22 protein-coding genes are annotated in these 23,175 nt (G+C 57.9%); 7 read left to right on the top strand and 15 right to left on the bottom strand.

Annotation, left to right across the window (positions count from 1 at the left end):
- Nucleotides 1-6 precede the first annotated feature (6 nt).
- A complete protein-coding gene (locus tag G6L01_RS08540) occupies nt 7-786 on the bottom strand; it encodes a formyl transferase (RefSeq protein WP_070164934.1) in 780 nt (259 codons plus the stop codon).
- Complete coding sequence (locus G6L01_RS08535; protein ID WP_139190304.1) at nt 750-983, bottom strand: hypothetical protein; 234 nt, start codon at nt 981-983, stop codon at nt 750-752. The genes G6L01_RS08540 and G6L01_RS08535 overlap by 37 nt, the downstream gene beginning before the upstream one ends.
- Before the next feature lie 18 nt (nt 984-1,001).
- On the opposite strand from G6L01_RS08535, the gene G6L01_RS08530 reads away from it, so the two are divergent.
- From G6L01_RS08530 to G6L01_RS08520, 3 genes are all read left to right on the top strand, one after another.
- Nucleotides 1,002-1,160 carry an entericidin domain-containing protein gene (locus G6L01_RS08530; RefSeq protein WP_070165145.1) on the top strand — a complete coding sequence of 53 codons (159 nt, stop codon included), beginning with the start codon at nt 1,002-1,004 and terminating at the stop codon, nt 1,158-1,160.
- Between the two features lie 82 nt (nt 1,161-1,242).
- A complete protein-coding gene (locus G6L01_RS08525) occupies nt 1,243-1,395 on the top strand; it encodes a hypothetical protein (RefSeq protein ID WP_156540883.1) in 153 nt (50 codons plus the stop codon).
- Nucleotides 1,396-1,566: 171 nt separating this feature from the next.
- The gene (locus tag G6L01_RS08520) at nt 1,567-2,310 is read left to right on the top strand and encodes a phosphodiester glycosidase family protein (RefSeq protein WP_071206438.1); all 744 of its coding nucleotides are present in this window, start codon (nt 1,567-1,569) and stop codon (nt 2,308-2,310) included.
- Between the two features lie 22 nt (nt 2,311-2,332).
- Here G6L01_RS08520 and G6L01_RS08515 read toward each other — a convergent pair whose 3' ends face one another.
- Both G6L01_RS08515 and G6L01_RS08510 read right to left on the bottom strand, forming a co-directional pair.
- Nucleotides 2,333-4,084 carry an O-linked N-acetylglucosamine transferase, SPINDLY family protein gene (locus G6L01_RS08515; protein ID WP_070164932.1) on the bottom strand — a complete coding sequence of 584 codons (1,752 nt, stop codon included), beginning with the start codon at nt 4,082-4,084 and terminating at the stop codon, nt 2,333-2,335.
- Nucleotides 4,081-4,431 carry a hypothetical protein gene (locus G6L01_RS08510; RefSeq protein ID WP_409050044.1) on the bottom strand — a complete coding sequence of 117 codons (351 nt, stop codon included), beginning with the start codon at nt 4,429-4,431 and terminating at the stop codon, nt 4,081-4,083. The genes G6L01_RS08515 and G6L01_RS08510 overlap by 4 nt, the downstream gene beginning before the upstream one ends.
- Nucleotides 4,432-4,835: 404 nt before the next feature.
- Here G6L01_RS08510 and G6L01_RS08505 point away from each other — a divergent pair, with 404 nt between their 5' ends.
- Nucleotides 4,836-5,858 carry a glycosyltransferase family 2 protein gene (locus tag G6L01_RS08505; RefSeq protein ID WP_070164930.1) on the top strand — a complete coding sequence of 341 codons (1,023 nt, stop codon included), beginning with the start codon at nt 4,836-4,838 and terminating at the stop codon, nt 5,856-5,858.
- A 95-nt stretch (nt 5,859-5,953) separates the two neighbouring features.
- On the opposite strand, the gene G6L01_RS08500 is transcribed toward G6L01_RS08505, so the two are convergent.
- Both G6L01_RS08500 and G6L01_RS08495 read right to left on the bottom strand, forming a co-directional pair.
- Nucleotides 5,954-7,021 (bottom strand): quaternary amine ABC transporter ATP-binding protein, encoded by a 1,068-nt coding sequence (locus tag G6L01_RS08500; protein WP_070164929.1) that lies wholly within the window; start codon nt 7,019-7,021, stop codon nt 5,954-5,956.
- Nucleotides 7,014-7,928 (bottom strand): ABC transporter permease, encoded by a 915-nt coding sequence (locus tag G6L01_RS08495; RefSeq protein WP_070164928.1) that lies wholly within the window; start codon nt 7,926-7,928, stop codon nt 7,014-7,016. Before G6L01_RS08495 ends, G6L01_RS08500 begins: the two co-directional genes overlap by 8 nt.
- Nucleotides 7,929-7,930: 2 nt before the next feature.
- Between G6L01_RS08495 and G6L01_RS08490 the strand changes: the two genes are divergently transcribed.
- Entirely contained in the window at nt 7,931-8,077 is a 147-nt protein-coding gene (locus G6L01_RS08490; protein ID WP_156584069.1) for a hypothetical protein, read from the top strand.
- 49 nt (nt 8,078-8,126) lie between these two features.
- On the opposite strand, the gene G6L01_RS08485 is transcribed toward G6L01_RS08490, so the two are convergent.
- On the bottom strand, nt 8,127-9,125 hold the full coding sequence (locus G6L01_RS08485) for an ABC transporter substrate-binding protein (RefSeq protein ID WP_070164927.1): 999 nt from the start codon (nt 9,123-9,125) through the stop codon (nt 8,127-8,129).
- 579 nt (nt 9,126-9,704) lie between these two features.
- On the opposite strand from G6L01_RS08485, the gene G6L01_RS08480 reads away from it, so the two are divergent.
- Nucleotides 9,705-11,159, top strand: a complete 1,455-nt coding sequence (locus tag G6L01_RS08480) for a cobyric acid synthase (protein ID WP_070164926.1) — start codon at nt 9,705-9,707, stop codon at nt 11,157-11,159.
- Here the strand turns inward: G6L01_RS08480 and G6L01_RS08475 are convergent, their stop codons facing one another.
- The 7 genes from G6L01_RS08475 to gltA form a co-directional block, all read right to left on the bottom strand.
- Nucleotides 11,160-11,864, bottom strand: coding sequence for a phosphatase PAP2 family protein (locus G6L01_RS08475; RefSeq protein WP_234891822.1), 705 nt, complete (start codon nt 11,862-11,864; stop codon nt 11,160-11,162).
- Nucleotides 11,865-11,938: 74 nt separating this feature from the next.
- Nucleotides 11,939-13,156 carry a molybdopterin molybdotransferase MoeA gene (locus G6L01_RS08470; RefSeq protein WP_070164925.1) on the bottom strand — a complete coding sequence of 406 codons (1,218 nt, stop codon included), beginning with the start codon at nt 13,154-13,156 and terminating at the stop codon, nt 11,939-11,941.
- The gene (moaC, locus tag G6L01_RS08465) at nt 13,156-13,641 is read right to left on the bottom strand and encodes a cyclic pyranopterin monophosphate synthase MoaC (protein WP_070164924.1); all 486 of its coding nucleotides are present in this window, start codon (nt 13,639-13,641) and stop codon (nt 13,156-13,158) included. Before moaC ends, G6L01_RS08470 begins: the two co-directional genes overlap by 1 nt.
- Entirely contained in the window at nt 13,638-14,453 is an 816-nt protein-coding gene (gene trpC, locus G6L01_RS08460) for an indole-3-glycerol phosphate synthase TrpC (protein ID WP_070164923.1), read from the bottom strand. The genes moaC and trpC overlap by 4 nt, the downstream gene beginning before the upstream one ends.
- Nucleotides 14,450-15,472 carry an anthranilate phosphoribosyltransferase gene (gene trpD, locus G6L01_RS08455; protein WP_070164922.1) on the bottom strand — a complete coding sequence of 341 codons (1,023 nt, stop codon included), beginning with the start codon at nt 15,470-15,472 and terminating at the stop codon, nt 14,450-14,452. The genes trpC and trpD overlap by 4 nt, the downstream gene beginning before the upstream one ends.
- Nucleotides 15,473-15,493: 21 nt before the next feature.
- Nucleotides 15,494-17,383, bottom strand: coding sequence for a peptidylprolyl isomerase (locus tag G6L01_RS08450; protein ID WP_070164921.1), 1,890 nt, complete (start codon nt 17,381-17,383; stop codon nt 15,494-15,496).
- A gap of 197 nt (nt 17,384-17,580) precedes the next feature.
- Nucleotides 17,581-18,870, bottom strand: coding sequence for a citrate synthase (gene gltA, locus G6L01_RS08445; protein ID WP_015916260.1), 1,290 nt, complete (start codon nt 18,868-18,870; stop codon nt 17,581-17,583).
- 344 nt (nt 18,871-19,214) lie between these two features.
- Between gltA and G6L01_RS08440 the strand changes: the two genes are divergently transcribed.
- Nucleotides 19,215-22,244, top strand: coding sequence for a ComEC/Rec2 family competence protein (locus G6L01_RS08440; RefSeq protein WP_070164920.1), 3,030 nt, complete (start codon nt 19,215-19,217; stop codon nt 22,242-22,244).
- Here the strand turns inward: G6L01_RS08440 and lexA are convergent.
- Nucleotides 22,225-22,944 carry a transcriptional repressor LexA gene (gene lexA, locus G6L01_RS08435; protein WP_060717064.1) on the bottom strand — a complete coding sequence of 240 codons (720 nt, stop codon included), beginning with the start codon at nt 22,942-22,944 and terminating at the stop codon, nt 22,225-22,227. The two genes, G6L01_RS08440 and lexA, sit on opposite strands and share 20 nt — an antisense overlap.
- Nucleotides 22,945-23,175 lie beyond the last annotated feature (231 nt).

Here is a 23,175-nt window from a genome sequence, read left to right as displayed (position 1 = left end):
GCTTCGCTACCATATGCCTTTGGTGAGGCCAGTCCACAGCCAGCGCCAGAGGGTCGGTGGAAAATAGAGTGCGGATGGTCCGGTCGGCGCGATAGGGGTCAGCTTTCCCTCCAGAGCGTCGCCCACCGCCTGGCAGGTGACGGGAAGGGCTGCTGCCGTCAACAGCATTGGATAGGTGGAGATGAAATCACCGGAGCTTGGCTGCGCACGCACCTGGTAAAGGACGTCTCCGGTGTCGGTGCCCTGATCGACCAGATGTACCGTTGCACCGAAATTGCCGCGATCGCCTTTTGCCAGCGCCCAGTAGCCGCCCATCTGACCGCGATAGGCGGGATTGATGCCAGCATGAAGATTAAGCACGGGGCAGGGCATGCTGGCCAGAGCGTTGGCCGTCATCAGCCGGGTGCTGACCAATAGGATCACGCCCGGAGAGAGCTGTTGGACCGCCTCCTGCGCCTCGGGGCTGTTGATACTGCGCACTGTAGTCACTGGGATCTGCGGATCGAAACGCGGATTGGCGGAAAAATCCTGGCAGATCGATTGGCTACGTTTTTGCGCGGCCCGGCGCATGAATTTGCCTACGGCCATGGTGGCAAGCTGGCCAAGGGCGGTGATGGTTCCAACCCTCCGCTGACGGCGGCGAAAAATCTCCGCCTTGCTTTCCTGTTCTTCCAAGAGGACGTGCACGCCACCGAAACGGGCTTGCAGCGCGTTGACCACCATCCAGGGGTTTGGCCCCCCGGCGGTCATCACCAGAATTGCGCCTTTGTCGTGCTGCTGCCCCATGATTGATCCCCCCAAGTGCCGCTTTGCCCCATATTATCTGTTGCGTCCGCGAGCAGGTTGAACCAACCTTTCATAAGCCCGGATATCATCTGGCGTAAATGTTTGGTTAAAAACGCCGAAATCTTTGGGTGAGAATGAACTTTTTTCGACTTGCCGCGTTCATGCCAATGCAAGGCACCTGTGGTGCCGATTATCATAATAGGGGTTTATCCAATATGAACACGAAAAAGCTCGCTGCCGTTGCTGCTCTCTTTGTTGCTGCTGCCGCATTGTCGTCATGCGGTAACACGATCCGTGGTATGGGCAAAGATACAGCAAATACCGTGAATGCAACGCAGTCAGCAGGCAATAATGTCGCCAAGGCTGCAAAATAACGCAACCTCACAGCAGTTTTGCTTCATGTCGTTCATCGGATGAAGCAAGACTGCCTCGGGAGAGGCAAGAGGGATTAGGTCCATGTCCATGCATCTGGTTGCCAAAGTGAGTGCTGCTTATATTCTGGCGGTTGTCGTTTCGGCCGCTGGGCATGTTGCCTTCCAGGGTCCGCCGCTTCAATTTGCGGGCCAAACTCAGGAAGTGGGGATTCTGACCGCTTCCGCCCAGCAGTAAGAACGTCGTGAAAAGCGGGATACATAGCTGTTTTGCTCGATTTCCTTGTGAAACCTGAGTATGGGCGTCCGTGCCAGATGACGGACCCGAAGGGTCGCGCCTTCAAGTATTTGATTTGAGAGTTCACTTTTGAGATTTTGCTCGCAAAACGCAGTGCGTTTGAAAATAGCCGTGTGGTTCTTTGTGATCCTTTCTGCTTTTGCCGTTTCTCCGAAGCGTGTAGAGGCAGCAGAAGATAATTGTCGTGACCAGACGGAAAACGGCGTTGCTTATCGTATCTGCCGATTTGATCCGGCCACGCGCACAATTCGCATATTCAACCGCAATTCTGACGGCGATGTCTATGGCGGGTTCGATGCATTGCGAAGCCAGCTTTGGCAGCAAAGACTTATCCTCACCTTCGCCGTCAATGGCGGTATGTATCACTCCGATCTCAGCCCCGTTGGCCTGTTCGTGGACTATGGCGTGACGCGCAAGCCAGCCGAAACAGCCGATGGCTGGGGCAATTTTTACCTGAAGCCGAATGGCGTGTTTTTTCTCAAAGGCGGCCAAGCAGGTGTGCTTGAGACAACGCAATTTGAAGCCCGGAAGATTGACGCGGATTTTGCCACCCAATCCGGCCCGATGCTGGTCATTGATGGTGTCCTGAACCCGAAGTTTCTCCCCGCCAGCGACAGTTTGAAAATCCGCAATGGCGTCGGTATCGATGCCAGCGGACAGGTGGTGTTTGTGTTGAGCAAAGACCCTGTGCGTTTCTACGATATGGCCGCGTTCTTTCGCGACCGGCTGGGCGCGGCTAATGCGCTTTATCTGGATGGAACGATTTCAAGCCTTGCCGAGCCGATGGCTGGCCGGATCGACCGGGCCTATCCGCTCGGCCCGATCATTGCTGTGGTAGACCCGCGCCCGAACTGACGCATCTGGGTCTTTGTGCCTATCAGTCGGTATCCCGCCTGAACGGTTCCTGTCTGTTTGGCAGGGCTGGCACATCGATGTGATCCGGTTCCAAGCCGGCCTTTTCCCGTTCTACCATCATCTCAAAAGCCTGTTCCAGATGGCGGGTGAACCGTTGCGTGTCGAAGAGCGGCGCGCGCAGCCGGTTGTCGGCAATCGTCTGCCTGAGTGCGGCGAGCCGGGGACGGTCCTGTGCCAGATCTGCGGCGAGACGCACCATATCGTCCGGTGTCTCCGCCACCAATTGTGGAACCTTGAGCGCGGTCAAAAGGCTTTCTGACACCCTTGAAGCGAAATTGCTGCCCTTGAAGGTGATGACAGGCAGGCCCGCCCAAAGCTTGTCAGAGGTCGTGGTGTGGCCGTTATAGGGATAGGTATCGAGACCGAGATCAGCCGCCTGCATTCGGGCAATATGCGGCGCGTAGCTTTCGGCTCCGGTGAAATATAGGCGTGAACGGTCGATACCGCATCCGACCATGAATGCAGTCAGCCGGTCGCGCTGTTCGCGCCCGGCGCAGAGAACCCAGAGAATGGAGGAGGGAATAGCGTCCAGCAGTCTTGCCCAGAGACGGGCGGTTTGCGGGGAAATCTTGCGAACCATGTTGAAGGAAGCCAGCACGAAGGCATCCTCCGGCAGATCGAGCAGGGAGCGGGACGTGGCCGGTGGCAGCGGGCGATAGCGGTTGTCGTTTGCCTGATAGGTTTCCGGCAATCGGCAGAGCCTCTCGTGATAATTGGGTTTGGATGAGTGAGGTGTGACGATTGGGTCGGAGATGACATAATCGCAATCGATCCCATAGGCGGAGCCTGGAAAGCCGAGATAGGCGACCTGTATTCGGGCAAGGCCGCTATTGATCAGATCGGCGCGGACATCTTTGGTATGGCCTTTGAGATCGACCAGAATATCAAGGTCGAAACTGCGGATGAAATCGCGCGCCGTGGCATCGTCCATGGACAGGATGTCGTGAAGATTGGGGTAGGTCTGCCGCAGACCACGATCCAGCCCCCTGATATCCTCTGGCGTGTGACAGAACAGGTGGATCTCGAAGCGTGCGGCGTCGTGACCGAGCAAAACACTTTGCAACAGCCGCATGGTTGGATGCTGGTCGGAAAAATCCGAGGAAAGATAACCGACACGGATTTTTTCCCCGAAACGATGGGGCAGGCTGCGGCGTGCCTGGCGCGATTGTTCCGTAAACGGCTTTCCGCTGGCCATCCGGGTCTGGCGGCCATTGATCGCCTCGTCGCCACACCACAGCATGTGCTGGTAGGGGTCGTCGATGTTGAAAAACGCCGGATCGATGCCCTCTCTCATCGCGGCCAGCAGCGCGTTGTCGCTGGCTTCGATTTCCTCGAGGCATAATTGTCCGCGCAGCAGCCGCCGATAGGTTCTCTGCTCTTCCGGGTCGAGCGATGCGAGATGTTGTGATGTCGGCACTTTGCGGATCAGGGAAAGCGCCTGCTCACCCTGGTCGGCCTGCATATACAAACGCGCGGCCATCAAGAGAAACATCCGGCGATTTTGCGGCTGCAAATCCGCCACCCTGGCATAAAGCTCGGCGGCCTGGAGCTTTTCCTCGAGCTTTGCATGGCATTGGGCCGCCACCAGCAGCATATTGGCATCTGGTGGACGCTTTTTCAAAAGTGGATGCAGGCGGTCGAGGCAGGCTCGCAAATCGCCCTGCTTATAGGCCTGCAAAGCCTGGATGAAGGCCGGGGACGGAGCCACGCTCACAGCGCTGATTTCGGATAGGCGCGCTCCAGACCGCCGGAGCGGGTCAGCCCCTGGCGAAAGGCCAGATAGGCGCCATGTTGACTGGATTTGGCAATTTCCATCAAGCGAATTTGCATCCGGGCCGGGCAGCTATTGCCCAGCCATTCACCGCAGCGTTCAAGCTTCAGGGAGTTGAGGAAGCGCTGACCGGCGGATTGTTCCAGATAGGCGAACAGGCCTTCGGCAAAGGTCTCGTCCTGCTTGGGGTTTTCCAGCATCAGGGCCAGGAAGGCCTTGTCGTCATCAGAGAACCCACCCAGCTTCATGGCAACGGTGTCTCGGTCGGTAACGGCGGTGGCGGACATGATGAAGGTCTCCTGCTGTCTTGGCTTTTGCCCGGCGTCTCTGTTGTGAGTCTCTGGCGATATTATCTGCATTGGTTCTTAAACAATCGTCGCTGGAGTAGAGCTTGCGATTTTATCAACTGAATAATTCATGGCATTGTTTGGTCGTCGGACATATGGTTTGGTTCAGGCTTGTGTGAGGCTTGCGGTCCGCTTCATCCACTGGTTGACACAGATGCCGCAACGTTTGACGGTGGGATATCGTCGTTCTTCAAAGGCGAACCAAATGCGGCAAAGCTTTGCGGATATTGTACAATTACCCATTTCGAGTCTGAGCTGGAAAAATTGTCTGAGAGCTGATCCCGCCTGAATACTATTTTCTGCAATGGGGGTTTGTCATAGGGCCCGCATTTTCCCGGAGTGTTTTTATGGCCGAACTGACTATCTGCATGCCTAGCCATCGCCCGCTTGATGGTTCGCGCGCTGCCATCGACAGTGCGCTCGCGTTTTGCGAGGCGCGGGACGCCCTGCTCGTGGTCAGCGACAATTCCGGCGATGCCGCCAAAAAAGCCTATTTGCAGGACTTGTCGCCCCGGTTGACCTATGTGGCAAGCGAGGCACAAACGGCCTTTGCCAATATGTTCAACGCTGTCGAGGCGGCATCCACGCCCTTCATTATCCCAATGGGCGATGATGACGAGATCATCGCCGAGGCCGATCAGACACCTTTTGATCTCGACGATCTGCCATTTGATTATGTCGGTGTGCTGCCGGTAACCGAAAGCTTCCTCCAGCGGTCAGAAGCCGGTTCGCTTCAAGCCTTTGCCCTGGAAGAGTACGATCCCGGCGAAAGAATGCTTGCCTATCTGCACAACAGCCCGACCAACAATGGCGGTTTCTATTCCATCCTGCGCCGCGAAGTCTGGCTTGCGACGATGGACCTGTTTCTGCGATCCCATCCGACCAAGGCAGCGACATGCGACTGGGCCGTCGCATTATCTTTGTTTTCGACCGGAAAAATGGCCCATGATCCGTCGATCCGCTACCGCTACAATGCCGAAAAATGGGCTGAAAAGGCGCAGATCGATGTGGAACGCAAGGCTATGCTGCTGGAAGCCGGACTGCCGGAGAATGCGGTCCATTATGAAATGCTTCTGCTGTTTCTCGATGTTTTCGTGCTGATCAACCGCGTTGGCTCGCCGCTCTCAATCGATGAGCGCCAACGTCTTGGCAAGTTCACGGTCAACCGGTTTCTGGGCAGCTTTATCAAGCAGGTGGCCGATTCTCCTGAACTTTACGCCGAAGGCGTCACAGGTCTGGCGGAAATGGCACTGGAGGAAACCGATAGTTTCACCCAATTCCAGATCGCCATGCTGATGGCCGAGCGGCTGCAGCCCGGTCTCAAAGACAAATACGTCGCCTTCATTCAAGCTTCGATTGCCGGAGTGTAAAGGCAGGCGATAACAATTCCAACCCATTACACGACGAGTTCGAGAAAATGGCGGCAAGGCAGTGGGACGATCTACTGCCTTGCCGCCAAAATCCTCTATTCTGCCGCCAGGGCCGGTTGGACGCTGTGCGCTGGCGAGACCATAGCCGAGAGGATGATCGAAAGGTCGATGGTGCCAATCTGGTGACCGGCCTTATCGGTCACCTGCGCCTCTGTGACGCCTTGCTCGACCATGGCCCGGGCCGCCGTTTCCAGCGTCGTGCGGGCGGTGAGCTTGAACTGGCCCGCCGACTGCTGGCCTGACTGATTATGCGCCGGGACCATCACCGTGCCGATGCGGATTACCCGGCCACGATTGACCTCGCGCACGAAGGCGGCAATGTAATCGTCCGCTGGACGCAGCACGATATCCTGGCCGCTGCCCTGCTGCACCACTTCGCCATCGCGCAGAATGGCGATCTTGTCGCCCAGCCGCAACGCTTCGTCCAGATCGTGGGTGATGAACACCACAGTCTTTTGCAATTCCTGCTGCAAGTCGATCAGCATGGTCTGCATATCGACCCGGATTAGCGGGTCCAGTGCGGAATAGGCTTCGTCCATCAAGAGGATATCTGCATCGGTTGCGAGCGCTCGCGCCAGGCCAACGCGCTGCTGCATGCCGCCGGAAAGCTGGTTCGGATAATGGTTTTCAAAACCGGCAAGCCCGACCCGCTCGATCCAGTAATGTCCCTTGGCAAGGCTTTGCTGCCGCGGCATGCCCTGGATATCGAGGCCGTAGAGGACGTTTTCCATCACGGTTCGATGTGGCAGCAGGCCGAACTTCTGAAAGACCATCGCGGTTTTCCGGCGTCGGAAATCGCGCAGCTGTGCTGGCGACATGGCGCAGATGTCCGTTCCGTCGTAGAGCACTTCGCCCGCTGTCGGCTCGATCAATCGGTTGATATGGCGAATCAGCGTGGATTTGCCGGAGCCGGAAAGTCCCATGACCACGGTGATCTCGCCGCCGGGCATGTCGATGCTGATGTCGCGCAGGCCGAGCACATGGTGATGCCTGTCGTTCAATTCGGCCTTGGTGATGCCCTGGCGCACGGCGTCAATATGGGTTTTTTCGTCGGGGCCGAAAATTTTGTAGAGATTGCGGATGTCTATGCCGTGACTAGCCATGCAGCACCTGTGTATGTTTCTGGAGGCGTTTGCCATAGGCTTGGCTTGCCCGGTCGAAAATGATGGCGATTGCTACAAGGGCAAAGCCGTTGAGCAGGCCGATGGTGAAGAACTGGTTGGTGATGGCCTGCAAGACATTCTTGCCGAGCCCGCCAACACCGATCATCGAGGCGATGACCACCATGGCCAGCGACATCATGATCGTCTGGTTGATGCCCGCCATGATGTTGGGCAGCGCGAGCGGGATCTGCACATTGAACAGTTTCTGGCGCTCCGACGACCCGAAGGCATCGGCTGCTTCGATGGCTTCGCGGCTGACAAGGCGGATACCGAGATTGGTGAGCCGGATAATCGGCGCGATGGCATAGATCACCACCGCGATCAGGCCCGGCACCTTGCCGATCCCGAAAATCATCACCACAGGGATCAGATAGACGAAACTCGGCATGGTCTGCATCACGTCGAGCACTGGGTTTAAGGTCGATTGGGCGCGGTCGGACCGTGCCATCCAGATGCCGATGGGAATGCCGATGACGACGGCGCAGAGCGTGCAAACCGTCACCATGGCCAGCGTTATCATGGTATCCTGCCAGAGACCGGCCATGCCGATCAACACCATGGCAAGAGCCGTGCCGAGCGTAATGCGCCAATTGCGGCTGACGCCGTAGACAATGGCGGCCAGTGCGACGATCATCAAGATCCAGGGCATATCAACGAACAGCGCCTGGAGCCAGTTCAGGAACCATTGCAGCGGCAGGGTCAATCCGTCGAGGAAATCTCCGTAAGAGCGGACGAAAGTCTTGAAGCCGGTATCGACGGTCTTCTTGAAACTCCGCATGAGAGTATCATCGACCGCCGGAAACCGGCAGAGGAGGGTGGGGATGTAGCTACAGATAGCGGATGCCATATGTGCTCCTTATCGTAGGGATCAAAACCAATGCCGGTGTGTTTCGGCTTTATCGGTGCAGCCTGATCATTGCATTGCAGGGGGCGGTGGCATGGCCAAACCGCTACGCGGGTGACGGTGGAGACATGTCCACCGTCACCCGCGACTGATTGAATTCATCACTGATGAGAGATCGCCAAGGCGGCCTCCCGGACATTATCAAAGAGCGGCCTTGACCTTTTCAGCGACGTCAGGCGAGACCCACTGTGTCCAGACATCGGGATAGGTCTTCAGGAAATATTCTGCCGCATCGGCATTGTCCGCCTGGTTCTCACTCATCCAGGCCAGAACCTTGCCGATGGTTTCATTGTCCCACTGGCGTTTGCCGACATAGTCCATCGTCACGCCTGCCTTCTCGGCAAAGTTCTTGGTGACGACACTATAGACATCCGTGACCGGATAATCGTTGACGCGGGGATCGGCGCAATCGGCAACCGATGTGCAGCGGTCCCATTCGGCCTTGTCGAAACTGGTATCCATACCAAGCTTGACCATATCGTATTTGCCAAGAATGGCTGTTGGCGCCCAGTAATAGCCAAGCCATCCCTTTTTCTTTTCAATGGCATTGGCAATCGAGCCGTCCAGTGCGGCAGAGGAACCGCTATCGACAAGCTGGAAGCCTGCATCGTCACCCTTCAGCGCCTTGTAGATATTCTCCGTGGTGACCTGACAGGCCCAACCGGATGGGCAATTGGTGACGGCACCCTTGGAGGGATCTTCCGGGGCTGGGAAAAGCTCGGGATGTTTCAGCGCGTCCTGTACGGTCTTGATGTCTGGATGCTCATCGGTGATGTATTTCGGAACCCACCAGCCCTCAACGCCGCCATCCTTCAGAATGCGCGCGGCTTTGAGCAGGCGACCGTCCTTGACGGCTTCCGCCAGCGGCTTTTGAATCGTATTGACCCAAAGCTCAGGGGCCAGATCCGGCTCGCCCTTTTCATTCATTGAGGTGAAGGTCGGCATGGTGTCGCCAGTCACCAGATTGACGGAACAACCATAACCGCTTTCCAGAATGATCTTGTCGACATTGGCCGCGACGCCGGCTGAGGCCCAGTTCATTTCCGCAATGGAGACCGAGCCGCAATCAGCGGCCTCGGCAGAACCGGCCATGCCATACAATCCGGCGGCGAGTATCGTGGAAACGAGCAATGTCCTCATATCGTGGAGTTCTCCGTTTTATTGGCGCATGTTTAGCGCATGGGCGTGACTGTTTCACGCATGACAGCCGATCCCGGCCGCATATTTCGCAACCCGGGTCGGGCATATTTGATGGAGGGACCGCTCATCGGCGAACCTCTCGGATTATGAAGTCCGGGGCAGCTCCAGGGTAGTCCCATTGCAATACTTGTCTGTTTACGACAGTGACAAGGGTAGGGGGCTGGCCGCATAAATCAACCACCTTGTAGCTTTTTGTTCGAATAAATGTCGCATAAAAGCCATTAAGCATCATGCAAACACACAGGCTCTCATGGGCAAATCCGAGCGTTCTCATGTCCTGATCAGCCCCCAATGGATTGAAAAACGGCCGCAATCCCGCGCTGTTAATCAAGCTGGTTCCCGCTGACTCCTTGTCGTCTTCAGGAAAAACTGTGGAAAAACCAATCGTTGAACGCCATTGCCTTCCAGCGGGCTGCAGGCCATACCACAAACCATTGACATGAGGTCTGGTAGAAAGACGCGCGGCCCATTCTGAATACGGCTGCGCTTTGAACCAAATTGCAGGAGCTGGCAAACGTCATGACGCGGATGGTTATGCTCCAGGGCACTGGCTCGGATGTCGGCAAGACGGTGCTGGTGGCGGGGCTTTGCCGGTTGGCGCGGCTGCATGGACGGGTCGTGCGTCCTTTCAAGCCGCAGAACATGTCCAACAATGCTGCCGTGGCTGATGATGGTGGGGAAATTGGCAGGGCGCAGTGGCTCCAGGCGCTGGCCTGTGGCGTGCCATCCTCGGTGCATATGAACCCGGTTCTGCTGAAGCCACAAAGCGAGACTGGCAGCCAGATCATCGTGCAAGGCCGGGTGTTTGGCCAGGCGAAGGGGCGCGATTACCAACGGCTGAAACCGCAATTGCTGGGTGCCGTACTCGACAGTTTTGAAGAGCTGAAGGCCGGAGCGGATCTGGTGATTGTCGAGGGCGCCGGGTCTCCAGCCGAAATCAATTTGAGGGCCGGGGACATCGCCAATATGGGCTTTGCCACCCGCGCCAATGTGCCGGTGGTGTTGGTTGGCGATATCGATCGCGGCGGGGTGATTGCCTCGCTGGTCGGCACCCATGCCATCCTGCCGGAGGAAGACCGCCGGATGATTTGCGGCTATATTATCAACAAGTTCCGGGGAGACCAGAGCCTGTTTGCCGACGGTATCGAAGCCATTGGCCGCTACACCGGCTGGCCGAGTTTCGGCATCGTGCCTTGGCTGAAGGCCGCAGGGCGGTTGCCGCCGGAAGACAGCGTGGCGCTGGAACGATTGAGCCGCAGTTCGACGGGTGCTTTGAAGATTGCCGTGCCGGTTTTGTCACGTATTGCCAATTTCGACGATTTCGATCCGCTTGCCACGGAGCCTTCCGTCGATCTGGTCTATGTGCGTCCCGGTGAACCTTTGCCCGCCGATGCGGCGCTGGTGATTCTGCCGGGCTCCAAGGCGACAATTGGCGATCTGGCAGATATGCGCGCGCAGGGATGGGACAAGGACCTCGCCCTGCATCGTCGGCGTGGCGGGCGGATCATCGGTATTTGCGGCGGCTATCAGATGCTGGGCAATAGCGTTGCCGATCCGCTGGGGCTGGAGGGCGCTCCCTGCCGCGTTGAAGGCCTTGGTCTGCTTGAGATTAACACCGAGATGGCGCCGGAAAAGACCGTGCGCAACAGCGCCGCCCATTCGCTGGAATATGATGTGGCGCTGAGTGGCTATGAAATCCACCTCGGCCAGACCGATGGCCCGGATTGCCAGCGTCCTGCGCTGACGATCCGTGGCCGCGGCGATGGAGCTATGTCTGCTGATGGCAAGGTGATGGGCACCTATCTGCATGGGTTGTTTGCCAATGACGGTTACCGGGCGGCATTGCTGCAAAGCTTTGGGATCAGCAATACGACCGAAAATTACCGGCAAAGCGTCGAACAGGCGCTGGACGATCTGGCTCACGAGTTGGAAAGCGTGCTGGACAAGGCCTGGCTGGACCGGCTGATCGGCTGATCATTGTTCCGGCTCAAGCGGTATGCGACGCCGGTTCAACGCATCGGCAATCATCCAGACGCACAGCGCCCAGGCGCCGCCAACCGTCCATCCCGCGATGATATCCGTTGGCCAATGCACGCCGAGAAACACCCGGCTGACGCCAATCAAAAGCGTCAGGAATAAGCCTGCGCCGAAGGTGAAATAGCGCAATTGCCATGTCGGCTGGGCGCGGGCCAGCATGGCGCCCAGCGTCAGATAGGTAATCGCCGACATCATGGCGTGGCCGCTTGGAAAGCTCATGGTCTGCACACTGACCAGATGCGGAACCACATCCGGCCGGGCTCGGGAAAATAGCAGTTTCAGACCAGACTCGGCTAAGGCTCCGAGCGAAATCGCCAATCCGACAATCATGGCATTGCGAGTCTTGCCCGCCGCAAGCAGATAAAACACCGTCAACACGGTGACGAGGGTAATCACAGTGAAGCCGCCAAGGCTGGTAATGTCACGGACCGAATTGACCAGCCAGGGCGGGCCGATGGTCAGGCCGGGATCGTCCTTGATCCGGAGCGCCAGCAATATGGCGCGATCGAAGGCATGGCTTTCCTGATCGAAAACGTCTTCTGCGATTTTTGCAAACAGCAAGCCAAGCCCGGCCAAAACAGTCAGACTGGCAAGAAGGCGCGGCTCAATCCGGTTGCGCAGACGTTCTGGCAGAAATTTCAAGGCATGCTCCGGGTTTGGTCGTCCGCTTGTGGTTTCAGTAGATAATGCGGCAGATGCCTTTCACCAAGAGGCGCTTACGGATGCAATAACAACACCATGCATTGGCCGCCTTCCCGAAGGGCCGACGCATGCGGTGGGCGCACGATCAAGGCCCCGGCCTCGGCGAAAATCTGCATCATCGAGGAATCCTGTTTCGGAAAGCTGGTCACCCAAAGTCCATCCGCCGAATCGATCCGCAATTGGGCGCGCAGATAGTCCTGTCGCTGATCGTTGGCGGCAAGCGCTGTTGCCGTGCGGGCGTGCTTGAGGCGCTGCGGCAGAGGGCGATGGCCGAGCTTGGCGATCAGCGGTTCGAGAAACAGCAGGCTACAGACCATGCTGGAGATGGGATTGCCGGGCAGACCGAGCACATGCATCGGTCCGAGCTTGCCCACCATCAGCGGTTTACCCGGGCGCATGGCGATCTTCCAGAAATCCAGCACCATGCCCGCATCGGTAAGCGCTGCCTGCACCAGATCGTGGTCGCCGACCGATGCGCCGCCGGTCGTAACAAGTACATCCGCGCCTGCGGCCTCCGCCTTGCGGATGGCCGCGACGATGGCATCATGATCATCAGGCACGATGCCGAGATCCAGCACGTCTGCGCCCAGATTTTCGGCAAGGGCTGCAATGGCAAATGTGTTGGAGGCAATGATCTGGCTTCGCCCCGGCGCAGTCCCTGGTATAACCAGTTCGTCACCAGTGGCGAGAAGGGCGATGAGCGGCTTGCGGTAGACTGGGACATGTGCATGATTGCCGCTCGCAGCCAGCATCAGCTTTGCAAAATCCAAAACCTTGCCCGCCGGAATCAAAACCGCGCCCTCGGTAAAATCCTGGCCGCGAGGCCGGATATGGCGTCCCTGCACGGCGGCGAATGTGGTGCGGATACGAAGGTTCTTTTCCGCCGGTTCGGTGTCTTCCTGGATAAGGACGCAATCGGCACCATCAGGCACCGGAGCGCCTGTAAAGATCCGTACGCATTGCCCGGCGCCCACTCGGCCATCAAAGCCGTGTCCGGCCGCCGACTGGCCGATCACGGACAATTCAGTCCCCGGCGTAAGCGCATCTTCGACCCGCAGTGCGTAGCCGTCCATGGCCGAGGCATCGAAAGGCGGCTGCGTTAGCCGAGCGGTGATATCCTCTGCGAGGATGCGATTACAGGCCTGGCGGAGCGGGAGAATTTCCGTGCCCTGCAACGGGGTTGCAGAGGCCAGCAGTCTGGCCTGGGCCTCTTCCACGGGTAGCAGCGCCATTATCCTGCCTCCGGATGGCGAAACGGGCCGGATTTTCCGCCGGTTTTTTCAACGACCCGAATTCCGCCGATCTCCATGGTCTTGTCGGCCGCTTTTGCCATGTCGTAAATCGTCAGGCAGGCAACAGAAACGGCAGTCAGCGCTTCCATCTCGACGCCGGTCTTGCCGGTCAGTTTGACGGTTGCTGTGACGCGCAGGCCGGGCAGGGCGGTATCCTCGGTGATGTCGACGCTGACCTTGGTCAACATCAGCGGATGACAGAGCGGGATCAGGTCTGCTGTGCGCTTGGCGGCCATGATGCCCGCCAGCCGTGCCGTGCCGATCACGTCGCCCTTCTTGGCATTGCCGTCGCGGATCAATACCAGCGTTTCCGGTGCCATACGGATATGACCCTCGGCTATGGCGATCCGCACGGTCTCGACCTTGTCGCCGACATCGACCATATGCGCTTCACCCGCAGCACCGATATGGGTCAGGCCGCTCATTCGGCGGCTATACGGTCGGATGCACCGGTCAAGAGCGCCTTGGTGGCACCAGCCACATCGTCCTTGCGCATCAAGCTTTCACCGACCAGGAAAGTTTCTATGCCTGACTTTTGCAGGCGAAGGCAGTCCTCGTGGGTGAAAATTCCGCTTTCGCCGACCAGCAGCCGATCAGCTGGCACCATGGCAGCCAGCCGCTCGCTGACGGCAAGATCAACCTCGAACGTCCGCAGATTGCGATTGTTGATGCCAACAAGCGGCGAGGTGAGTTTCAGCGCCCGGACCATTTCCTCTTCATCATGCACCTCAATCAGCACGTCCATGCCAAGTGCGAGCGCTTCTCCTTCGAGATCGGCGGCTTCAGAATCTGACAAGGACGCCATGATCAACAGGATGCAATCCGCGCCCCAGGCCCGAGCTTCATGCACCTGATAGGCCTCGAACATGAAATCCTTGCGCAGCGCCGGAAGTGTGCAGGCCGCACGGGCCGCGACCAGAAACTCCGGTGCGCCCTGAAAGCTTGGAGCGTCGGTCAGGACCGACAGACACGCAGCCCCGCCTGCTTCATAGGCGCTAGCCAGCGCCGGTGGGTCGAAATCGGGACGGATCAGACCTTTGGACGGGCTGGCCTTCTTGATCTCGGCAATCAATCCAAAATTGCCCGAAGCCTGCTTTGCCCGCAATGCTTTGTAGAAACCACGTGCCGGCGACTGGTCGGCGGCGCGGGCCTTGATTTCATCCAGCGGTATCGCGCTCTTGGCGGCAGCGATTTCCTCGCGCTTATAGGCTTCGATTTTTTTCAGGATGTCACTCATGCCGAATGTTCTCCATTGGAGACGGAAATCAGTGTCTCCAGCCGTTTCAGGGCAGCCCCGCTGTCCAGCGATTGCGCGCCTAGCGCCATGCCGTCTGCCAATGTGGCGGCTTTTCCGGCAATCACCAGGGCCGCGGCGGCGTTGCACAGCGCCACGTCGCGATAGGCATTTTTCTCACCTTCAAGAACAGCGCGCAAGGCCTTGGCATTATATTCGCCGTCGCCACCTTTCAGAGCGGCTAGCTCAACCTGTACCACGCCAAAATCACCGGGCGTCAGCTCAAAATTGCGGATCTTGCCCTGTTCGAGTGCTGCCACCTGCGTCGTGCCGGTCGTGGTGATTTCATCAAGGCCATTGCCATGCACGACCCAGATGCTCTCGCTGCCCAGGTCACGCAGCGTCTCGGCCAGCGGTATCACCCATTCCGGCGCATAGACACCGAGCAACTGCTTTTTGACACCAGCCGGATTGGCGAGCGGTCCCAGAAGATTGAAAATGGTGCGTGTGCCAAGCTCTACCCTCGCCGGGCCGACATGGCGCATGGCGGAGTGATGCAACTGGGCAAACATAAAGCCGACGCCAGCCTCAGATATGCAGCGGCCAATGATGGCCGGATCGATATCCAGCTTGACGCCGAGGGCAGTCAGGCTGTCAGCTGCGCCGGATTTCGAGCTGAGCGCCTTGTTGCCGTGCTTGGCGACCGGAACACCAGCGCCTGCAACGATCAGGGCCGCCAGCGTCGAGATATTATAGGTGCCGGTGCCATCTCCGCCTGTTCCGACGATGTCGATGGCATCCGCTGGGGCGGTGACCGGCAGCATCTTTTGACGCATGACGGTGACCGCGCCGACAATCTCCGGCACGGTTTCACCGCGCATGCGTAGCGCAATCAGGAAGCCGCCGATCTGGGCAGGCGTTGCCTCTCCCGACATCAGAATATTGAAGGCGTCCGCCGCCTCATCCCGTGTCAGTGCTTGCCCGCTGGCGACCTTTGCGATGAATGGCTTCAGCCCGTTCATATGCTTCGCCCTCCCGGCGGTTCAGCGTGTGATGGCCTGCTGGGCCAGCGCCTGATTGATAGTCACGCCATATTTGGTCTGCAGCTGGTTGACCATCTGGTCGAGAATATCGTCACCGGCGGATTTGGCCAGCGCGGTAATCTGGCTCTCCTGCTGGTCGACGACATCGCCGGTCGGCTGGGTGTTGACATCCGTGACCTTCAACAGGATCTGGGTCATCGGATCGGCACCTACCGCCGAGCCAATCATGCCGGAGGGTCCGCGGAAAGCGGCCTGAATGGCGGCAGGGCCGAGCACCGGATCTTCGGTATCGCGGCGAAGACCGGCCTTGGTCTCGACGCCGATGGCCAGTTCAGTCGCGAGATCAGCCAGCGCTACACCTGTATCGGCCTTGGCCTTCAACTGCTCGACCTTGGCGCCCAGCGCCTGTTTTTGCTGCTCAGTGGTCCAGTCGGAGACGGCCTTGTCCTTGACCTCATCCAGCGTTCTCTCACGAGACGCGTCAATGGCCGTCACGTCGAACCACAGATAGCCATTTCTGCCGATATTGAGCGGCAGGGGTTCCGCGCCCGCTTCTGTTTCGAAGACTGATTTCAACAGATTGGCTTTTTCCGGCAGATTTTCTGCCGCCTTGCCGGTCTTGTCCTGTCCCTGGGCATCGATACCGTCAACCTTGATGGCTTTCAGGCCAGCCTTGGTGGCGGCTTCCTCGAGGCTGGAACCGGAGGCGCGCATATCCTCAAACCGGTCATGCACGTCGTTGATCTGCTGGGCGGCGGCATTGGCGGCAAGATCGGCGCGAATCTGATCCTTGACTTCGTCCAGCGTCTTTGTGTGGCTTGGCTTGATATTGCTGACCCGCAGGATAACCGGGCCGAACGCGCCTTCAACGACGGGTGTCGTATCGCTATCTTTTGCGACTGCGAAGGCAGCATCGGCCAGCTTCTGGTCGGGAATATCCGCCCGGGTGAAATCACCCAGCAGCACATCTGTTGCCGTCTTGCCCTGGTCAGCGACCAACTGGTCGAATGTCTTGCCATTCTTCAACGATTGGGCAGCGGCTTCGGCCAGTTCCTTGGTCGGGAAGGTCAATTGCTCCAGCGTCCGGGTGCCAGCCACTTCAAATTTCTTGAGATTGGCGTCGTATTCCTGCTTCACCTGCTCGTCAGTCACGGCTTTCGGATCGGCGATATCGGCAGGCTCCAGCTTTACAAAGGAAAAGCTGCGATATTCCGGCGCGCGGTAGCGCGATTTCATCGTGTTGAACCAGGTTTTCAGAACCGTTTCGTTCGGTGCCTTGATCGGGTCGATATTGGCAGTGGTCAGCAGCAGGTAATCGATGCTGCGGCTTTCCTGGCGATAGAGCTTCAGCGCATCAACAAGCGCTTTCGGAGGCACGAATCCTTCCGCTGTCGCATCGACGATCTGGCTGCGAACCGCGACCTTGGAACGCTCAGTGATATAATCCTGCTCGCGAATGCCGGAATTGCGCAGCCGTGAGGTGAACAATTGCCGGTCGAACTGGCCATTGGTGTTCTTGAACGCCGGATCGTCGCCGATCAGCTGTGCCAGGCGGTCCTGGGAAAGGCCGAGATTCATGTCCGAGGCCAGCTGATCGAGAGCGGCACCGGCGACCAGTTGCTGGTAGACCTGCGACTCGATGCCGAGCGAACGGGCCTGCTCGCTTGTCAATTGCGTGCCGAAACGGCGGCTGAGATCGGAGATCTGCCGCTGATAAGCGAGGCGGAATTCGTTGGAATTGACGCTCTGGCTGCCGACCTTGATGACCTTGTCCGACGTATCACTCATGATCGAGCTGGAAATGCCCCAGATCGCGAAGGATGCGACAAGCAAAAGAAGAAGCCCTTTTGCCACCCAGGTGCCGGCAGCTTTTCTCAGGATCACGAGCATCGGAACGAAAACCTCATCAATATTCTTCGCCGGATGCGAAGCAGTCGCCGTTGCTTAAAGCAATCCCTGAGCAAATTGAAGGCTTTCTTGGTGGAAAACCCCAATGCCATGGCATGAAACCTGTCATTTGCAGACTGGCCCACGAAAAAGCCCGGCGAATTGATCGCCGGGCTTTGCATAAGACGGGATATTGCCGATCAGCGCTTGGCGACGGGCAGGTAGTCGCGCTTGGGTGCGCCGGTGTAAAGCTGGCGCGGGCGACCGATACGCTGCTGCGGATCTTCGATCATTTCGTTCCACTGCGCAATCCAGCCGACGGTGCGCGCCAGTGCGAACAGAACGGTGAACATTTCCGTCGGGAAGCCGAGGGCACGAAGCGTGATGCCGGAATAGAAGTCGACATTCGGATAGAGCTTCTTCTCGATGAAATATTCGTCGCTCAAGGCGATCTTTTCCAGCTCGAGCGCGACCTGCATCAGCGGATCGCCTGCATTGCCTGTGGCTTCCAGCACTTCATACATGGTCTTCTGCATGATCTTGGCGCGCGGGTCGTAGTTCTTGTAGACCCGGTGACCGAAGCCCATCAGGCGGAACGGATCGTTCTTGTCCTTGGCGCGGGCGATATATTCCGGAATCCGGTCAACCGTGCCGATTTCCCGCAGCATGTTCAGGGCCGCTTCGTTGGCGCCGCCATGGGCAGGGCCCCAGAGGCAGGCGATGCCAGCCGCGATGCAGGCAAACGGATTGGCACCCGACGAGCCGGCCAGGCGCACCGTGGAGGTGGAGGCGTTCTGCTCATGATCGGCATGCAGGATGAAGATCCGATCCATGGCGCGGGCCAGAACCGGGTTGACCTTGTATTCCTCGCAAGGCACGGCAAAGCACATGTTGAGGAAGTTGGCGGCGTAATCCAGATCGTTCTTGGGATAAACGAAAGGCTGGCCGATGTGATACTTGTAAGCCATGGCGGCGATGGTCGGCATCTTGGCGATCATCCGCAGGCTGGCAACCATGCGCTGGTGCGGATCAGTGATGTCGGTCGAGTCGTGGTAGAAAGCCGACAATGCGCCGACCGTACCGACCATGACTGCCATCGGATGGGCGTCGCGACGATAGCCTGAGAAGAATTTCGACATCTGCTCATGCACCATAGTGTGATGCGTGACGCGGTGATCGAAGTCTTTTTTCTGAGCAACTGTCGGCAGTTCGCCATAGAGCAGCAGGTAGCAGACTTCCAGGAAGTCGCCTTTTTCAGCCAGCTGTTCGATAGGGTAGCCGCGGTGCAGCAGCACGCCTTCGTCGCCGTCGATATAGGTGATCTTCGATTCGCATGATGCCGTGGAGGTGAATCCGGGATCATAGGTAAACTTGCCGGTATGCTTATAAAGAGCGCCGATGTCGATAACATCGGGGCCGATCGTGCCGCTTCGCACGTCAAGATCGACGGCCTTGTCCTCAATCTTCAAGTTTGCGCTTTGTTCCGTCATGGTGATCCTCCGGATATAGGCGGGAGACGCAGCTTTCGCCTTGTCCCAGGTTAAGCGTTGCAATTAGCTATATGATCCAGAGGTTAATGCCAAGCTATCCAAAGGACAAAGTGTGCATTGCAATAAATCGGCACTTGCATTGCAGGCATGCGTTATTGCCAGAACTTCTTTTCTTGGTTTATACCCCCTTTCTCCTACAGCTTTTGATTGATAGTCTGGCGTTAGCAGCAAGGTAAGATGTGTTGCCGAATTATTATAAAAGCAATTTTCAGGGGCCTCGCCGCTCGTTTTCAACGCTTTGAAGGCGGGTGGCATAGCAGGGCACCGGGGCGACGGCAGGATCGATGCCGGATACGGCGGAATGGGAACTGGTCAGGCAAAAAGAAGCGCTTACCGCGCGCGGCTTGCCATGGGATAGGGGCTCTTCCAAAACCCTGTTTGACGAGGTTCTGCGGCGTCCGGACATAGAGCCGGAAGGCGAAGCGGAAATCCCTGATTTCGAGGGAAACTTCAATGCATCGCCTCTTCTGGTCTCCCGCTGGCAGCGCTTTCTGCGTGCTCTCCACCGGGACACTCTGCAGGAGCTTGCCTATGGCCGCACATTTCTGTTTTTACCCGTTCTGCTTGGGCTGGGGGCGATCTGGTGGTTTACCCGTCCGCAGGACCTTCCACGTCTGCCGATTCTCCTGACTTTCTGTGCCGCCGGGGTGGTCTGGCTGCGGGTCCGCTACCGTCATCCTGTTCTGGCCGCTGTCTGCGGCATTGCAACTCTCGGTCTTGCCGGCATGTTGCTGGCCGATGTGCAAACAGCGCGTCTGGACACGATCATCATCGACAGTGCAGTGACGACAGTGGTGCGCGGCAAAGTGGTTTCTGTAGAGCCGAATGCGGACGGCAATCAAAGATATGTGATTGCACTGCATCAAACACGGTTCCCTAGCCTGAAGCGTATGCCGCAGCAGGTAGCACTTCTGGCCCGCGGCGCGCATGAGCCCTTCAATCCCGGCGACTGGATCGAGGGCAGGGCGCGGCTCTCCCCGCCATCCGGACCTGCCTTGCCAGGCCTGAACGATTTTGCTTTTTCCTCCTATTTTACTGGCACAGGGGCGATTGGCTATTTTTATCAGCCTCCAAAGCGATTCCTGCCGGGACCTGCAATCGCGCTGCCGGATTTTTGGGAACGAGCGGGAATCAGGCTTGATGAAATGACACAGGAATTGCGCAATGGCATTTCCGACCGTATCAGGGCCATCGTGCCGGGCGACGCTGGCGCATTTGCCGTAGCGATTGTGACCGGCGAGCGGCGCGGCCTTTCTGAGGAGGCCAATAACGATCTTCGCGTTTCCGGCCTTGCCCATATCATCTCGATTTCCGGTCTGCATATGGCGCTGGCCGGTGGGCTGTTCTTCGTGGGGATCCGGCGCCTGTTGAGCCTTGTGCCTGGTATGGCGGAGGCCCGCTCGATCAAGAAGATTGCTGCAGCGGGGGCGATTGCCACCACGACCGGCTATTTTTTGATTTCCGGCTATGACATCGCCGCCCAGCGCGCGTATCTGATGATGGTCATCATGCTCTCGGCGGCTTTCTTCGACCGGCCTGTGCTCAGCCTGCGCAATGCAGCGCTGGCGGCTATCCTTGTGATTCTCCTCTCGCCGTCGCAGGTTATGGGGCCGAGCTTGCAAATGTCCTTTGCGGCTACTTTTGCCCTGATCGCCGGTTTCGACCTGTGGCGCCAGCGCCCGCGATTGCCTCCCATCCTGCCGGCTATCCCGGTGCTGACAGTGTTGAAGCCGTTGATGACGCTGGTCAGCGGCATTCTGATGACCTCAGCACTCGGCGGCTTCTCCACCGCGATGTTTTCAGCGGCGCATTTCCACCGGGTGGGATTGCACGGGTTGGAGGCAAATCTTCTGGCCGCGCCTCTGATGTCGATGCTTGTCATGCCGGCCGCGATGATCGGTGTGTTGCTCATGCCTTTCGGCCTGGATCAATGGCCGATCCAGTTGATGGGGCTTGGCCTTGAGGGCGTGTTGCTGATTGCCAATAAAGTGGCGAGCTGGGGTGCGGGCTTTACCTTCGGCCGGTTCGAATGGTGGTTTCTGCCGGTCTCGGCAACTGGTCTGCTGATACTAACCCTGATGAAGACGCGGCTGAGGCTGATTGGCGTGGCGATGATGCTGACGGCGTTTGGCTATGAGGCGATAAAAACCGATCCGCCGCTGCCCGATCTCGCCATAACCGAAGATGGTCAACTGTTCGCTCTGTTTCGGACAGACGACCGCCATGCCTTGACCGTTGCCACCAACAAGAAGCGTCCGCCGGGTTTCGTTTTCAACCAATGGCGCTCAGTGCTCGACATTGCCGATCCGATTGCGCCTGAAATATTGCCCAAGCTGGCAGCTGTCGAAATGGAGAAAGGCCAACAGGGAGCGGGGAAAAGCGACGACAAAGCGTGGAAAACAACGCCGGCCGGAAAAATAAAAACAAAGACGGGTGGCCAAAAAGCCAAGGGAAGAGAGCCGGTAGAGCCGCAACAGGCGATGGCGGAGATGACGGCGGCAAAGGAAAAGGCCGATAAAAAACCTGATCTTTTCCATTGCCGAACCGATGCCTTTTGTCTCGCAAGGTTGAGCAATGGTTGGACAGTCAGCCTGGTACAGAACCGCGACTATAGCCAGGCCGCCTGCGCCCTGTCCGATCTGATCGTTTCGACTGAGGTCAGTCGCGATGCTGCCTGTAAGGCGTCGATGGCATCAACTGCTTCCTCTGAAAACACCGGAATGACCGTTATCCGGGACGCTACGGAAGACGGCACTGGGTTGGACGTTGAAAGTGAACGGATGATGGCCGACGATGATGTGCTGGCATCTGACAACAGCAGCCCGTCCGTTCGCTCCCAAACAATCAAACGAATGCAAGCGGGAGGCATTTCCGCAGTCAGAGCAGGCACAGTACCTAGGCAGGACATTGCGATGCCTACGGATAGCCAAGTGCAGGACGGCGCCTCGAACTCGGCCCAGAGTTCCCCGTCTCTCATAGAATCGGGTGAAACCGTCGCCTTCTTGCAAACGGAGAAGGTTGGAAACGCTGCACCGATGCTGTCACGTCCCCCGAAAGTCCTGACCCGTAACGATTTGCGACGTTTCGGTGCAATGGAAATCACGCTTGGTGATCCCGCCACACGAACGCTGCATATCGTTACGGCATTTCAAAATCAGTATCGGCCCTGGACTCGCCATCGTTACTTTGATTGGCGCAGCAATCGCTATGAACGGCCGGATGGCAGGATCCACGCCAATGTCCCATCGGCTGCCAGCGACGACATCCAGTCAGGCGTCGGAGATGTCAGCGATCTTAGTGATAGCGACGAATAAGGCCGACAAGCTTGCCCTGGATTTTTACCCGATCCGGTCCAAAAATCCGCGTCTCATAGGCCGGATTAGCAGCTTCCAGCGCGATGGAGGCCCCACGGCGGCGGAAGCGTTTCAAGGTCGCCTCTTCATCATCCACAAGAGCGACGACAATATCGCCCGGATTGGCCGTGGTGGCGTTGCGGATGATCACCGTGTCGCCATCGAGAATGCCAGCCTCGATCATCGAATCGCCCTTGACTTCGAGGGCGTAATGTTCGCCGCTGCCCAGCATTTCCATCGGCACGGAAATGTCATGGGTGTTGTTCTGGATGGCGGAGATTGGCACGCCCGCCGCGATACGGCCCATGACAGGGATCGATGAGGAATTGCGTACTTCCTCGACCGGCTTGGCCGGAGCGGATGGCACTGCCTGCAACTTGCCTCGGCTGCCTTCAATGACGGATGGCGAAAATCCTGTGCGTCGGGGCGGTATGCTGGAGGTCATGGCCTCCGGCAGCTTGATCACTTCCAGCGCTCGTGCGCGATTTGGCAAGCGACGGATGAAACCGCGCTCTTCCAAAGCGGTGATCAGCCGGTGAATGCCGGATTTGGAGGCGAGGTCCAGGGCGTCCTTCATCTCATCGAAGGAGGGCGGTACGCCTGACTCCTTCATGCGCTCGTGTATAAACAGCAAAAGTTCCTGTTGCTTGCGAGTCAGCATTGGGACCTACCCTTTGAATTATGAAACAAATACAGAACATACGCTATCTGTTCCAGTTGTGTTCTGCAAGTCCTTCTTGCAAATTTCCTTTGAAGACGCAGCGAGAAGACAGCTTTGAAGAGGGGCGGGACGAGAAGCATCCTTTTAAATAAGGGAGGCTGAGAGGCTCGCGTCGTCCAGGAAGTCTTTACCTTCTTGTTCTGATGCCTGCCGTTGGGAACAGGCAGAAAG

The sequence above is a fragment of the Agrobacterium vitis genome (genome assembly GCF_013337045.2).
GTDB lineage: Bacteria > Pseudomonadota > Alphaproteobacteria > Rhizobiales > Rhizobiaceae > Allorhizobium > Allorhizobium vitis_B.
Note: the sequence above shows the minus strand (reverse complement) of the source record. Positions and strands in the feature narration are given on the sequence as shown.

Excerpts from the sequence above, each read along its gene's own strand:
- G6L01_RS08480 (WP_070164926.1), top strand. The coding sequence starts at position 9,705 with ATGACGCGGATGGTTATGCTCCAGGGCACTGGCTCGGATGTCGGCAAG.
- G6L01_RS08525 (WP_156540883.1), top strand. The coding sequence starts at position 1,243 with ATGTCCATGCATCTGGTTGCCAAAGTGAGTGCTGCTTATATTCTGGCG.
- G6L01_RS08505 (WP_070164930.1), top strand. The coding sequence starts at position 4,836 with ATGGCCGAACTGACTATCTGCATGCCTAGCCATCGCCCGCTTGATGGT.
- G6L01_RS08495 (WP_070164928.1), bottom strand. The coding sequence starts at position 7,928 with ATGGCATCCGCTATCTGTAGCTACATCCCCACCCTCCTCTGCCGGTTT.
- lexA (WP_060717064.1), bottom strand. The coding sequence starts at position 22,944 with ATGCTGACTCGCAAGCAACAGGAACTTTTGCTGTTTATACACGAGCGC.
- G6L01_RS08535 (WP_139190304.1), bottom strand. The coding sequence starts at position 983 with ATGATAATCGGCACCACAGGTGCCTTGCATTGGCATGAACGCGGCAAG.
- trpD (WP_070164922.1), bottom strand. The coding sequence starts at position 15,472 with ATGAACGGGCTGAAGCCATTCATCGCAAAGGTCGCCAGCGGGCAAGCA.
- G6L01_RS08530 (WP_070165145.1), top strand. The coding sequence starts at position 1,002 with ATGAACACGAAAAAGCTCGCTGCCGTTGCTGCTCTCTTTGTTGCTGCT.
- G6L01_RS08440 (WP_070164920.1), top strand. The coding sequence starts at position 19,215 with ATGCCGGATACGGCGGAATGGGAACTGGTCAGGCAAAAAGAAGCGCTT.
- G6L01_RS08470 (WP_070164925.1), bottom strand. The coding sequence starts at position 13,156 with ATGGCGCTGCTACCCGTGGAAGAGGCCCAGGCCAGACTGCTGGCCTCT.
- gltA (WP_015916260.1), bottom strand. The coding sequence starts at position 18,870 with ATGACGGAACAAAGCGCAAACTTGAAGATTGAGGACAAGGCCGTCGAT.
- trpC (WP_070164923.1), bottom strand. The coding sequence starts at position 14,453 with ATGAGTGACATCCTGAAAAAAATCGAAGCCTATAAGCGCGAGGAAATC.
- G6L01_RS08540 (WP_070164934.1), bottom strand. The coding sequence starts at position 786 with ATGGGGCAGCAGCACGACAAAGGCGCAATTCTGGTGATGACCGCCGGG.
- moaC (WP_070164924.1), bottom strand. The coding sequence starts at position 13,641 with ATGAGCGGCCTGACCCATATCGGTGCTGCGGGTGAAGCGCATATGGTC.
- G6L01_RS08500 (WP_070164929.1), bottom strand. The coding sequence starts at position 7,021 with ATGGCTAGTCACGGCATAGACATCCGCAATCTCTACAAAATTTTCGGC.
- G6L01_RS08485 (WP_070164927.1), bottom strand. The coding sequence starts at position 9,125 with ATGAGGACATTGCTCGTTTCCACGATACTCGCCGCCGGATTGTATGGC.
- G6L01_RS08450 (WP_070164921.1), bottom strand. The coding sequence starts at position 17,383 with ATGCTCGTGATCCTGAGAAAAGCTGCCGGCACCTGGGTGGCAAAAGGG.